Here is a 12722-nt window from a genome sequence, read left to right as displayed (position 1 = left end):
GGATGCACCCTTGAGGGCATCTCGGCTCAACAACAACAAGGATTCCCCATGTACGAGATCAGCCTTCACCCCGTGCCGGAGGCCGTACGCAAGCGTGCCTACCTCGACAAAGACGCCTACCAGCGCCTCTACCAGCAGTCAGTAGACGACCCTGACACCTTCTGGGGCGAGCAGGCCAAAGCCTTCCTCGACTGGTTCAAGCCCTGGCACTCGGTGCACCACGGCGACCTGGCGAAGGGCCAGGCGACCTGGTTCAAGGGCGGCCAACTCAACGTCACCTACAACTGCATCGACCGTCACCTCGAACAACGCAGCGAACAGGTCGCGATCATCTGGGAAGGCGACAACCCGGCCGAGTCCGCCAACATCACCTACCGCAAGCTGCACAGCCACGTTTGCCGCCTGGCCAATGTGCTCAAGAGCCGCGGCGTGGAGAAAGGTGACCGGGTCTGCATCTACATGCCGATGATTCCCGAGGCGGCCTATGCGATGCTCGCCTGCGCGCGAATCGGTGCGATTCACTCGGTGGTGTTCGGCGGCTTCTCCCCGGACGCGCTGCGCGACCGGATCAACGACGCCGACTGCCGCACGGTGATCACCGCCGACGAAGGTGTGCGCGGCGGCAAGTACATCCCGCTGAAGAAGAACGTGGAAAAGGCCCTGGCCGAGTGCCCGAACGTCTCCACCGTGGTGGTGGTCGAGCGCACCCAGGGCGAAATTCCGTGGGTCGAAGGCCGCGACATCTGGTACCACGAGGCCCTGGGCGAGGCCAGCGAGGACTGCGCATCGGAGCCGATGGACGCCGAGGACCCGCTGTTCATCCTCTACACCTCCGGTTCCACCGGCAAACCCAAGGGCGTGCTGCACACCACCGGCGGCTACCTGCTGGGCGCGGCGATGACCCACAAGTACGTGTTCGACTACCACGACGGCGACATCTACTGGTGCACCGCGGACGTGGGCTGGGTCACCGGACACAGCTACATCGTCTACGGCCCGCTGGCCAACGGCGCCACCACCCTGATGTTCGAGGGCGTGCCGAACTACCCCGACGCCTCGCGCTTCTGGCAGGTGATCGACAAGCATCAGGTGAACATTTTCTACACCGCGCCCACTGCCATCCGCGCCCTGATGCGCGAGGGCGAGGCGCCAGTGCAGAAGACCGATCGCAGCAGCCTGCGCCTGCTCGGCTCGGTGGGTGAACCGATCAACCCGGAAGCCTGGGAGTGGTACTACAACGTGGTCGGTGAGAAGCGCTGCCCCATCGTCGACACCTGGTGGCAGACCGAGACCGGCAGCATCCTGATCACCCCGCTGCCCGGCGCCACCGACCTCAAGCCAGGCTCGGCGACCCGCCCCTTCTTCGGCGTGCAACCGGTGCTGCTGGATGAGCAAGGCAAGGAAATTGACGGCCCAGGCTCCGGCGTACTCGCCGTGAAAGCCAGCTGGCCGAGCCAGATCCGCAGCGTCTACGGCGACCACCAGCGGATGATCGACACCTACTTCAAGCCCTACCCCGGTTACTACTTCACCGGCGACGGCGCGCGCCGTGATGAAGACGGCTACTACTGGATCACCGGCCGCGTGGACGATGTGATCAACGTCTCCGGCCACCGCATCGGCACGGCCGAGGTGGAGAGCGCGCTGGTGCTGCACGACTCCGTCGCCGAAGCGGCGGTGGTCGGCTATCCGCACGACCTCAAGGGCCAGGGCATCTACGCCTTCGTCACCACCATGAATGGCATCGACCCCAGCGACGCGCTGAAGCAGGAACTGCTGGCCCTGGTCAGCAAGGAGATCGGCAGCTTCGCCAAGCCGGAAATGCTGCAATGGGCGCCGGGCCTGCCCAAGACCCGCTCGGGCAAGATCATGCGGCGCATCCTGCGCAAGATCGCCTGCAATGAACTGGAAAACCTGGGCGATACCTCGACCCTGGCAGACCCCAGCGTGGTCCAGGGGCTGATCGACAATCGCCTCAACCGTTGATGTGCGCTACAGGCCGCGGGCGCAAAGATGCTAGGTTTAGAGAACAGACCTGTCGTCCTTGCCCCGAGGCCTGTCCGCCGCAATGGAAACCGTTCGCCGCCACATTGAAAGCCAGGTACTCAGCCTGACCGGCCTCGCCCTGGGCGGGGTCGACTTCGAATCGCCCAAGGGCGACCCAGGCCTGTTCGGGCCGGACTCGATCTGCTGGAAAGTCCACGGTGACTTCAGCTCGATGCTCATCGGCGGCATCAGCGCCCTGCTTCTGCAAATGCTGCATCCGGCCGCCTTGGGTGGCGTCTGGGACCACTCCAACTTTCGCGCCGACATGCTCGGCCGCCTGCGCCGCACCGGGCAATTCATTTCCGCCACCACCTACGGCTCGCGCGGCGACGCAGAGAGGCTCATCGAGCGGGTGCGACGCATCCACGACAGTGTCCACGGCACCCTTCCCGACGGCACCACCTACGCTGCCAGCGACCCGGACCTGCTGACCTGGGTGCACGTCGCCGAAGTCAGCTGCTTCCTGACCTCGCACCTGCGCTACCTGAACCCGGAGCTTTCCGGTGAGGAACAGGACCGTTACTACGACGAAATCGCCCTCGTCGCCGAGCGTCTCGGAGCGCGCAATGTGCCGCGCTCGCGGGCCGAAGTCGCCGACTACCTGCAACGCATGCGCCCGCAACTGCGCTACGACGAGCGTACCCGTGAAGTCGTCAGCGTGCTGTTCAACGCCCCCGCCCCCAGCTTCCTCGCCAAACCCTTCGGCATCCTGATGATGCGCGCCGGCATTGACCTGCTGCCCGACTGGGCCACCGACCAGCTCGGCCTGAACCTGGGCAGCCTGCAGCGCCAGTTGATCCGTTCCAGCGTGAAGCGCAGCGTCCCCCTGCTGCGCTGGGCGGTACGTAATGGCTCGCTGCATCGCGCACGCCGGCGCATGGGCTTACCCCCTCTGCGCTGAAACGTGACCACTCGGTTCGGAGGGTGGTGAGCGGGCGGCGGGCATGCAACCATGCCCCTTCGCTGCGGCCTCGCCGCTTCCGACAGAGGATTCGTGTCATGCAAGAAGTCGTCATCGTCGCTGCCACCCGTACCGCCATCGGCAGCTTCCAGGGCTCCCTTTCCGCGCTGCCGGCCCATGAACTGGGCGCTGCGGTGATTCGCAGCCTGCTGCAACAGACCAGCCTGGACCCGGCCCGGGTCGACGAGGTCATTCTCGGCCAGACCCTGACCGCCGGCGCCGGCCAGAACCCGGCACGCCAGGCATCCATCGCCGCCGGCCTGCCCAACAGCGTGCCCGCCATGACGGTGAACAAGGTCTGCGGCTCCGGCCTCAAGGCGCTGCACCTGGCTACCCAGGCCATCCGCTGCGGCGATGCCGACATCATCATCGCTGGCGGCCAGGAAAGCATGAGCCTCGCCCCCTACGTCATGCCCGGCGCCCGCACCGGGCTGCGCATGGGCCACGCCAAGCTGATCGACAGCATGATCCAGGATGGCCTGTGGGACGCCTTCAACGACTACCACATGGGTATCACCGCCGAGAATCTGGTGGAGAAGTACGGCATCAGCCGCGAAGAGCAGGACGCCTTCGCGGCCGAATCCCAGCGCAAGGCAGCCGAAGCCATCGCGGCTGGCCGCTTCAAGGCCGAGATCACCGCCATCGAGATTCCCCAGCGCAAGGGCGAGCCACTGCGCTTCGATACCGATGAGCAGCCACGTGCCGGCACCACTGCCCAATCCCTCGGCAAGCTCAAGCCGGCGTTCAGGAAGGACGGCAGCGTCACTGCCGGCAACGCCTCCACACTCAATGACGGCGCCGCCGCCGTGCTGCTGATGAGTGCCGCCAAGGCCGCCGAACTGGGCCTGCCGGTGCTGGCACGTATCGCCGCCTACGCCAATGCCGGCGTGGACCCGGCCATCATGGGCATCGGCCCCGTCTCGGCCACCCGCCGTTGCCTCGAGAAGGCCGGCTGGCAGCTCGCCGAGCTGGATCTGATCGAAGCCAACGAGGCGTTCGCCGCCCAGGCACTGTCGGTGGGCAAGGAACTGGGTTGGGATGCTTCGAAGGTGAACGTGAACGGTGGCGCCATCGCCCTGGGTCACCCCATCGGCGCATCGGGCTGCCGCGTACTGGTTACCTTGCTGCACGAGATGATCCGTCGCGACGCTCGCAAAGGCCTTGCAACGCTCTGCATCGGGGGTGGACAAGGCGTGGCGCTCGCTCTGCAGCGCTGATGACTGCGCGCTTGCTGCACAGAACGCCCTGTGCAGCAAGTCTCTGCGCACGCTGGGAGCCTTGACGGGCGCTTAGTTGAACCCCTGCAAGGTTTGGCTCCTAGTCCTAGGAATATTCCGAAGGGGCTTGAACAACTGGTCTATCTTCAAGATCAATGCGCGCAGTTATTCAGACTCAAGGAAAATACCTATGAAGAAGCGTGTCGTGTTGATCGAGGATCACCCCGCGATGCGTTTGGCGATCCGCTCGTTGCTCGAGCAGGACCCGCAGTTCGACGTCACACGGGAAGCAGCCGATGGCCATGGCGGCCTGGACGCTGTTCGCAAGGAACGCCCGGATCTGGTGATACTGGATCTCAACCTGCCCGGCATGGACGGCCTGGACCTGCTGGCGCGCATCCATATCTTCGACGAGAACATCCGCCTGCTGGTCCTGAGTTCGCAGGATGAACGTCTCTACTCGAGCAAGGTCGAAGCGGCGGGTGCGCACGGCTTTGTCAGCAAGAACAAGGATACCAGCGCCATTCTCAACGCGGCACGCATGCTGGTCTCCGGCTATCGCTGCTTCCCGGAAAAGGCTCTGAGCATCGACAAGAGCACCGACCCGGTGGCCAGCCTGACGCCTCGTGAACTGGTGGTATTGCGTAGCCTGGTGAGAGGCATGAGCAACAAGGACATCGCCGAGGAACTCTTCCTCAGCCAGAAGACCGTCAGCACCTACAAGACGCGGATTCTCGAGAAGCTGAACCTGGAAAGCCTCGTTGACCTCGTGGAATTCGCCCGCACTCATCGCCTGAACGACTGACAGAAATCACTGAAAACCGCGTCCGAAGGCGACTTTCGAATCGAAGAAATTTAGCCGTGCCATACTTGTCCGGCACGTCACGACGGAAACGACTCTCGCCATGCCCAAAGGATTGAAGCGCGCCATCGGCGCGGTAGTGCTGCTGGTCTCCCTCTATTGCCTGCTGGGTTTTCTGATACTTCCCGGCATTGGCCTGCGTGTAGCCAACCAACAACTGGCTCAGTACTCGACCGTTCCCGCGCGTCTGGAACGTATCGAGTTCAACCCGTTCAGCCTCGAGCTCACCCTCTGGGGCCTGCACCTGGGCGAAGACGGAAAAGAGCAGGTACGCTTCCGCAGGCTCTACGCCAACCTCGAGCTCGACAGTCTGTGGAAACGCAGGCTGCACCTCGCCGACGTCGAACTGGACGCACCCCACACCGAACTGTTGTTCGCCGAAAATGGCACGCTGAACCTGAGCAAGCTGTTCAAGTTGCCGCCCAGCGAACCGACCCCGACACCGCAAGAACCAAGCGATCCCTTCCCGCTGCGCATCGACCGCATCCGCCTGGCTGAAGGCAGCCTGCACTTCCTCGACCGTCGCCCCAGCGAGCCGGTCGAGTTCGTCTTCGACCCGATGGGCTTCGAGCTGCACAACCTCAGCACCCTGCCCGACGACGGCGCCGAAATGACCTTGGTCGCCACCGGCCCGCACGGCGGAAAGATCGACTGGAAGGGCGACCTGAGCATCGTGCCTTTCACCTCCAAGGGCAGCTTCACCGTCGACGGCGTGCCGCTGAAGGCCTGGTGGCCCTACGTACGGGACAACGCGCCACTGAACCTGAACAACGGCATCCTCAGCGTCGCTTCCGACTATCACCTTGATCTGTCGAAGGGAACGCAACTGCTGCTGGACAAGGTTGCCCTCAAGTTGCGTGACCTTGACCTCAGCTCGCCCGAAGGCAAACCGCTAGCCAAGCTCGCCTCTTTGGATGTCGGCGAAACCACCCTGGACCTCGTCAAGCAGGAAGTGGTGGTCGGCCAGATCCGCAGCCAGGGCCTGGAAGCCTGGGCGGCGCGGGAGAAGGACGGTCAACTGGACTGGCAGAAGCTCTTCGCCAACTTCAAACCCTACAAGCGCCCCGAGGAACCCTCGCCGCAAGCTCAGGCCGCCCCCGAGCAGGCGCCCGGCGACAAGCCCGCCGAGACCACAGCGGCGTCTACCCAGGACCGCCAAGCCACCGACAAGCCGGAGGCGGATGCCAAGGCCCCCGCTGAAACGGCCCAGGCCGAGCCTGTCAAACCCGCCACTCCGGCCCAGACCGAAGCCAAGCCGCCGGCGGCGAGCAAGCCCGAGCAGACCGCCGAAGCGAGCAAACCGGCCGAGCCACAGAAGCCGTGGCACGTCATCCTCCGCGATACCCAATTGCGCGGCTACAAGGCCCACCTGGCCGATCGCGTACCCGGCAAGCCGGTGAACCTCGAAATCGGCCCGCTGGACCTGGACCTGCAGAACCTCGACAGCGGTCTGACCTCCCCGCTGCAGCTCAAACTCAAGACCGGCCTCGGCCCGCGCGGACAGATCGAGGCCAGCGGCCAGGTCATTCCCAACCCGGTCAGCGCGAAACTGAAGGTTTCGACCCGCGACATCGACCTGCGCGTCGCCCAGGCCTACATCGACCCATTCATCCGCCTGGAACTGCGCAGCGGCCTGCTCGCCAGCGACCTCGCCGTCGACCTCAAGGGCACCGAGCCGCTGGCCTTCAGCATTAACGGCAGCGCCCAGGTGACCCAACTGCACACACTGGACACCCTCAAGAGCCGCGACTTCGTCAAATGGACCAAGCTGACCCTCGACGGCCTGGCCTACAAGCACGGCGACAGCCTGGTGATCCAGACCGTGTCGCTGGAAGAGCCCTACGCGCGCTTCATCATCAACGAGGACCGCAGCACCAACGTCAGTGAGCTGATCATTTCGCAACCGGAATCGGCATCGTCCTCGGCGAACAAGGGCGGCGGCTCGAGCGGCAACAGCAAGCCGTTGGGCATCCGCATTGGCGGCGTGAAGATCAACAACGGCTCGGCCAACTTCGCCGACCTGACCTTGCGTCCGGACTTCGCCACCGCCATCCAGCAACTGGGCGGCGAGATCGGCACCATCGACAACCGCAATCCGGCGCCGGCTTCGGTGGACGTGAAGGGCAAGGTCGACAAGTACGCGCCGGTCACCATCAAAGGCAGCCTCAACCCATTCTCGCCGCTGGAGAAACTGGACATCGCCACCAGCTTCAAGCGCGTCGAGCTGACCACCCTGACGCCCTACTCCGGCAAGTTCGCCGGCTACCGCATCCGCAAGGGCCGGCTGAACCTCGACCTGCACTACCAGATCACCCAGGGCAAGCTCAAAGCCGACAACAAAGTGCTGGTGGAACACCTCCAGCTCGGAGAGAAGGTCGACAGCCCCGATGCCGTGGACCTGCCGGTAAAACTGGCGATAGCCCTGCTCAAGGATGCCAACGGCAACATCGATATCCAACTGCCGGTGGAAGGCGACCTGAACAACCCGCAGTTCAGCGTCATGCCCATCGTCTGGCAGACCCTGCGCAACTTGGTGGTACGCGCGGTGCAGGCGCCGTTCAAGTTCATCGCCGGGCTCGCCGGTGGCGGCGACGAGGACCTGGGCAGCGTGAACTTCGCACCTGGGTCCAGCGAACTGGATTCCGCCGCCCAGGCGAACCTCGACAAGCTGGTCGGCGCCCTCAAGCAACGCCCGGCGCTGAAGCTGGAGGTCGAGGGCGTTGCCGCGGCCGCCAGCGACGGTCCGCTGCTGGCCGACAAGCGCCTGCAGCAGGAATACCAGAAGAACTACTACAGCATGTTGCAGCGCCGTGGCGACAAGGTACCCAGCGACGCCAGCCAACTGGAAGTCCCGGAGGACTTGCAGCCGGTGCTGCTCGAAGGCGTCTACCGCGCGCGCCTGAAGAAGCAGCCGCCGGCGCAATGGCAGGAACTCAGCAAGGATGAGCGTTCCGCGAAGATGCGCCAGGCCGTGCTCGACTCCTGGAGCGACAGCCAACTGCTGCTGCGCAAGCTCGGCCAGGAGCGCGCGACCCAGATCAAGGACTATCTGGTTGCCAAGGGTGGCCTGGGTGACGACCGCATCTACCTCATCGACGTCAGCTTCGGCGAGGCGGAGAATGGTGGCAATGTGGCCACCCAGCTTCACCTCGATAGCGAGTAAGGAGTCGTTCGATGAAAGCCCTGACCTGGATGTCCTGCGCCCTGCTGCTTTGCGCGGCGGGCGCCCAGGCGGAAAGCATGCGCTGCGGCAGTTCCCTGATCAACGCCGGCGACCGCGCCTGGGAAGTCGAGCAGAAATGCGGCGCGCCGGATCACCGCGATGAAGTCGGCTACACCTTGAGCGGCTACGACCACCGCGAGTACCGGGTCGAGGAATGGGTCTACGGCCCACGCAATGGCACCAGCTACATCCTCACCTTCGAAGCCAACAAGCTCAAAAGCATCGAGTTCAAACGCAATTGAAGACGACCTCCGTTCTGCGCCTGGCCGCGTTTCTGCTGCCGCTCACTTTCATTACCGTCGACGCGCAGGCCGCCAGCCTGCGCTGCAGCAGCAAGCTGATCAGCACTGGCGATGTCACCAGTGACGTACTCAGCCGCTGCGGCGAGCCGGTCAGCCGCTCCTTCCTGGGCTACAAGCAGGTGCCCGGCCCGCGCTACGGCGAATCCATGGAAGTGGCGGTGGAGGAATGGATCTACGGCCCCTGGAGCGGAATGCTGTATTTCGTGCGTTTCGAGGGCAACCGTCTGAGCGACATCCAGAGCAAGCGCAGCGGCAACTGACAGCAATGCTGGCGAGATGCTAGTCTCGCCGCCACTCTTGCACTCACGCCATCTGGCCAAGGATCGGTCGCCATGGTCATCGTCCCCGCCGAGCACCCGCTGGACTGGAAGAAACCTCCGGTCATCACGCTGCTGCTGATCATCATCAATATCCTGATCTACTTCGGCTACCAGGGTGGCGACAGCACCCGTCGCGAAGAGGCCGTGCGCGTCTACCTCGACCAGGACCTGCTTGGCCGTGAGCGCCCGCTGTTCAGCGCCTCGCTGCAGCGCCGCGACCGGCTGGAGGCCGACCAGCAGCGCGCCTTCGAAGCCCTGCCGCGTCAGCAACTGGCCTGGCTGCTGCTGTCGGACCTGGAATTCGGCCACGAGCTGCGCGCCGTGCCAGCCTTTGCGCAGGACGCCGCATGGCAGGCCTCCCGATTGAAAGCCGAAGCGGCCCGCGACCAGACCAGCAGCCTGCGCTTCGGCTTCATTCCCGAGCGCTTTACCATCCAGGGCCTGTTCGGATCGATGTTTCTCCACGGCAGCTTCTGGCACCTGGCCGGCAACATGGTGTTCCTGTTCATCTTCGGCTTCGCCCTGGAAGCGGCGCTCGGGCGGGCGATGTACCTGGGCCTCTACCTGTTCAGTGGCCTGTGCTCCGGGCTGCTATGGTGGGCGCTTGACCCGTCCTGGGTACCAGGCATCGGTGCCTCGGGAGCCATTTCCGGCCTGATGGGCATGTACATCGGCGTCTACGGCCTGCGCCGCATCCAGTTCTTCTACTGGCTCGGGCCACTGATGGGGTACCTCAAAGCACCGGCGCTGTGGATTCTGCCGCTGTGGCTGGGCAAGGAACTGTTCGGGCTGATCCGCGCCGCCGACCATGTGAACTATTACGCGCACATCGGTGGCTTGGTTTCCGGATTCCTCGCCGTCTGGCTGCCGCGCAAGCTGGGCCGTATGCCGGTAGACGAGGCGTACCTGGCCAAGGAAGACCCGGAGGCGCCGTTCAAGCGCGCGCTGGCCTCACTGGACGAGCAGATCGGCCGCTTCGCCCTCGACCAGGCCGCCTCCCGCGGGCCGGAGTTGCTGCGGCAGTTTCCCGGGCAACCGGTGCTTGTCGAACGCCTGTATGGCGTGGCCAAGGGGCGGCAGGACCGCGCCCTGATGAGCGAAACCCTCAAGCAGCTGTTTGCCCTGCCCCCCTCCCCCGCGGCGGATGCGCTGCTGCGCCGGCTCGCCGAAGAAAGTGCCGCCAGCGATGCAGGCCTGCTGGCCCACCCGACGATCCAGTTGCACCTGCTGCGCAAACTGCTGCAGCGCAGCGAGTCTGCCCAGGCGCTGATCAGCTGGCGGCGCCTGGTGCGTTCCGGCCAGTTGCCCGAGCCACTGCCCGGTCTGACCCTGCAATTGGCCAAGCAGATCGGCCAGAAGGGTGACCTGCAGGCGGTGCGGGAGCTCTCGCGCTTCCTTCGCCAGCACTATCCGGAAGCCGATCCGACGCATCAGCTGACGATCTACCAGCAGCACCTCGCTCCGTGACTCTGCCATGAAAAAAGCCCCGCCGGCGAACCGGCGGGGCTTGGGTCATCCGTGTGTCGGGGCGCTACAGACGGCGGCTGAAATCGCGGACTTCCTCTTCCGCTTTTTCGCGGGTCCAGCCATAGCGCTCCTGCAGTTTGCCTACCAGGTATTCGGCGTGTCCGTCCGCCGCCTGCAGGTCATCATCGGTGAGCTTGCCCCACTTCTCTTTGAGCGTGCCGGACAGCTGCTTCCACTTTCCTTTGATGACGTCAGTGTTCATGGCGATCCTCCTCTGAAAGGTTGGATGGGGTAAGGCGCGCAGCCCTTACTCGACCGACTTCAGGCCATCGGCGGATACGGCGGTCACACCCTTGATGCCTTTGGCGGTTTTGATGGCGAGCTCTTTCTCGGCATCGGATTTCACGTTACCGGACAGGGACACTACACCCTTGTTGGTTTCGACCTTGATGTTGGTACCACTGATGTCCTTGTCGGCGATCAGGCTGGATTTCACCTTGCTGGTGATCCAGGTGTCGGAAACCGCCTCTTCGGTCTTCTGGACTGTATCGTTGGCGGCCAGAGTCGTCGGCTGGGCGAACACCGAATTGGCGAACGAGAAGCTCAGGGCGGTTGCAGTGGCAGCGGCGAGAGCCAGTTTGTTGAAACGTTTCATGGCGGTTTCTCCTGAATTATTGGAAAACTGCGGCCCGTGCCTGGCAGCAGTTGCACAAGGACTATCGCAAGCCCTGTGCCAGTTTTCATAATCCAATAAAAACCAATTAAATCAGATAGTTAATGAAATAAAGAAAAAGCTCTTCGCTTGCACTTTGCAAAATCCGCCGCTGCGCTTCATGCAGCTTGCACGATCAGGTCCCCGAGCTTTTACCTAGCCGGCTGAGCACTGCTTCGAGCTGAACCACCTCGCCCATTTGCTCGAAAGCGGGGTAGCGCTGGCGGATGAATGCCAGCAGCTGCTGCGCCGGCTCGACCTGCCCCAGTTCCTCGGAAAACGCCCGCGCCGCCATCAGGTATGCACGGGGAAGGCCCGGGTACTCAGGGAAACGCTTGTGCAGGTTACGCAGCAGGCTCAGGCCCTCTCGGGCCTTGTGGCGCTCGATCAGCACCTCGGCGATGCGCTCACAGACGCTCGGGTCCTGCGGCAGGTAATCCGCCTGCAACTGCCGCGCATTCAGAAACGCACTGGCGGCCAACTGCGGATTGAGTCGGCTGGCCAGCCCCAGGTAATGCGGCAGGTGATTCAGGCATTCCGCACGTTCGTTCAGCGCGAACAGCAGTTGGTGGTAACGCTCATTCAGCTTGAGGTCCTGGCGGCCCTCGTGCAGGGCGGCGACCAGGATTTCCAGAGCGGCGCCGGTCTGCCCCTCCTTGACCCGCACCTCCGCCTCGGCCAGCGCCTTGCGGCGGTGCCACTCCGGCGCGGCAAAGCCCGCTGGCGCATCCTCGCCTGCCGTTGCGTAGCCTAGCTCTCCCTGATACTGAAACACGGCGTAGCCCATCATGGCGCACATCACCACGGCGAAATAGCCAGTCAGCCCCGCCACTACCGGCACCATTACTACCCGCGGCAGGCCGTTGGAGAGCAGCCAGCCCACATAGGTGGGCGACTGCCAGAGAATGAACAGGAACACGCAGAGGATCAGATATCGCCAGCCCATGGCGGCGATCACCTGCCCCACCTCCCCGGGGCTGAGCGCCGACCCCAGGCTCTTGTCCAGAGACAGACGGATGATGCTCGCCGGCAGTACCAGCATGATGCCGATATTCGCGGCCCAGTAAATCGCCTCGCTATGAAAGTCAGCGGCAAGCCAGAGAAGAACCAGGGCGATCAGGAATACCGCCAGTTGCTGGAAGAACGTGCGAAGGCTGTCGGCACTGAAGGCCTCCAGCAGCCCTGGGGCATCCTGGCCACCAAAGCTCGCCGACTCGATCACACTGTGCAAGTACTTGGTCGCCACGCTGAGCAACGCGATCCACAGCAGGAAGATTGCCGGCATGAACACGCAGGCCAGTGCAAGCAATGCACAGAAGGCCAGCGGGCCCGCCTGGAAGCCATAGGCGAAGAACTTCGGCAGGCGCTCCCAGAAGGGCTGTGCGGTGTTGGCCGCACCAAGGAAGCGCAGGTGGCCACGGCACAGCGGGCACGACGGCGCGTACTCGGGGGCGTCGGCATTGAGCGGAATGCAGCAGTCGCCGTAATGGCGCTCGCAAGGCTGGCAATGCCAGGTCGCGGGCTGGGAGCTGTGGTAGTGGCAGTAACGCTTGTCCATCTCGGGGCATCCTTGGAGCGAGATCGGCGATCAGCGCATTTTCAAGGCAAAAAA

The 12722-nt window shown here is 64.0% G+C and carries 11 protein-coding genes; 8 read left to right on the top strand and 3 right to left on the bottom strand.

The genetic code is table 11. The annotated features are described in order from the left end of the window. Positions 1-48: 48 nt before the first annotated feature. The 8 genes from acs (at position 49) to AC2T4A_RS09160 (ending at position 10398) form a co-directional block, all read left to right on the top strand. Positions 49-1986 (top strand): acetate--CoA ligase, encoded by a 1938-nt coding sequence (acs, locus tag AC2T4A_RS09195; RefSeq protein WP_486743143.1) that lies wholly within the window; start codon positions 49-51, stop codon positions 1984-1986. Between the two features lie 82 nt (positions 1987-2068). Next, positions 2069-2947, top strand: a complete 879-nt coding sequence (locus tag AC2T4A_RS09190; protein ID WP_416750069.1) for an oxygenase MpaB family protein — start codon at positions 2069-2071, stop codon at positions 2945-2947. 98 nt (positions 2948-3045) lie between these two features. Then, complete coding sequence (locus AC2T4A_RS09185; protein ID WP_478379315.1) at positions 3046-4224, top strand: acetyl-CoA C-acetyltransferase; 1179 nt, start codon at positions 3046-3048, stop codon at positions 4222-4224. A gap of 190 nt (positions 4225-4414) precedes the next feature. After that, entirely contained in the window at positions 4415-5029 is a 615-nt protein-coding gene (locus tag AC2T4A_RS09180; RefSeq protein WP_416750073.1) for a response regulator, read from the top strand. A 100-nt stretch (positions 5030-5129) separates the two neighbouring features. Continuing rightward, positions 5130-8249 carry a DUF748 domain-containing protein gene (locus AC2T4A_RS09175; RefSeq protein ID WP_486743142.1) on the top strand — a complete coding sequence of 1040 codons (3120 nt, stop codon included), beginning with the start codon at positions 5130-5132 and terminating at the stop codon, positions 8247-8249. An 11-nt stretch (positions 8250-8260) separates the two neighbouring features. Beyond that, on the top strand, positions 8261-8551 hold the full coding sequence (locus AC2T4A_RS09170) for a DUF2845 domain-containing protein (RefSeq protein ID WP_024765334.1): 291 nt from the start codon (positions 8261-8263) through the stop codon (positions 8549-8551). Then, on the top strand, positions 8548-8871 hold the full coding sequence (locus AC2T4A_RS09165; RefSeq protein WP_478379317.1) for a DUF2845 domain-containing protein: 324 nt from the start codon (positions 8548-8550) through the stop codon (positions 8869-8871). Before AC2T4A_RS09170 ends, AC2T4A_RS09165 begins: the two co-directional genes overlap by 4 nt. A gap of 72 nt (positions 8872-8943) precedes the next feature. Next, complete coding sequence (locus tag AC2T4A_RS09160) at positions 8944-10398, top strand: rhomboid family intramembrane serine protease (RefSeq protein WP_486743141.1); 1455 nt, start codon at positions 8944-8946, stop codon at positions 10396-10398. Between the two features lie 64 nt (positions 10399-10462). Here AC2T4A_RS09160 and AC2T4A_RS09155 read toward each other — a convergent pair whose 3' ends face one another. The 3 genes from AC2T4A_RS09155 to AC2T4A_RS09145 form a co-directional block, all read right to left on the bottom strand. After that, the gene (locus AC2T4A_RS09155) at positions 10463-10660 is read right to left on the bottom strand and encodes a CsbD family protein (protein WP_054910617.1); all 198 of its coding nucleotides are present in this window, start codon (positions 10658-10660) and stop codon (positions 10463-10465) included. A 45-nt stretch (positions 10661-10705) separates the two neighbouring features. Beyond that, a complete protein-coding gene (locus AC2T4A_RS09150) occupies positions 10706-11053 on the bottom strand; it encodes a BON domain-containing protein (protein ID WP_017518936.1) in 348 nt (115 codons plus the stop codon). Positions 11054-11246: 193 nt separating this feature from the next. Beyond that, positions 11247-12668: a hypothetical protein gene (locus AC2T4A_RS09145; protein ID WP_486743140.1), complete on the bottom strand. Its 1422-nt coding sequence runs from the start codon at positions 12666-12668 to the stop codon at positions 11247-11249. Positions 12669-12722 lie beyond the last annotated feature (54 nt).

Source organism: Pseudomonas sp. PVC-3-1, from assembly GCF_057444315.1.
Note: the sequence above shows the minus strand (reverse complement) of the source record. Positions and strands in the feature narration are given on the sequence as shown.

What these genes read in the sequence shown, in the direction of transcription:
- acs (WP_486743143.1), top strand. Translation starts at nt 49, where the DNA reads ATGTACGAGATCAGCCTTCACCCCGTGCCGGAGGCCGTACGCAAGCGT.
- AC2T4A_RS09190 (WP_416750069.1), top strand. Translation starts at nt 2,069, where the DNA reads ATGGAAACCGTTCGCCGCCACATTGAAAGCCAGGTACTCAGCCTGACC.
- AC2T4A_RS09185 (WP_478379315.1), top strand. Translation starts at nt 3,046, where the DNA reads ATGCAAGAAGTCGTCATCGTCGCTGCCACCCGTACCGCCATCGGCAGC.
- AC2T4A_RS09180 (WP_416750073.1), top strand. Translation starts at nt 4,415, where the DNA reads ATGAAGAAGCGTGTCGTGTTGATCGAGGATCACCCCGCGATGCGTTTG.
- AC2T4A_RS09175 (WP_486743142.1), top strand. Translation starts at nt 5,130, where the DNA reads ATGCCCAAAGGATTGAAGCGCGCCATCGGCGCGGTAGTGCTGCTGGTC.
- AC2T4A_RS09170 (WP_024765334.1), top strand. Translation starts at nt 8,261, where the DNA reads ATGAAAGCCCTGACCTGGATGTCCTGCGCCCTGCTGCTTTGCGCGGCG.
- AC2T4A_RS09160 (WP_486743141.1), top strand. Translation starts at nt 8,944, where the DNA reads ATGGTCATCGTCCCCGCCGAGCACCCGCTGGACTGGAAGAAACCTCCG.
- AC2T4A_RS09155 (WP_054910617.1), bottom strand. Translation starts at nt 10,660, where the DNA reads ATGAACACTGACGTCATCAAAGGAAAGTGGAAGCAGCTGTCCGGCACG.
- AC2T4A_RS09150 (WP_017518936.1), bottom strand. Translation starts at nt 11,053, where the DNA reads ATGAAACGTTTCAACAAACTGGCTCTCGCCGCTGCCACTGCAACCGCC.
- AC2T4A_RS09145 (WP_486743140.1), bottom strand. Translation starts at nt 12,668, where the DNA reads ATGGACAAGCGTTACTGCCACTACCACAGCTCCCAGCCCGCGACCTGG.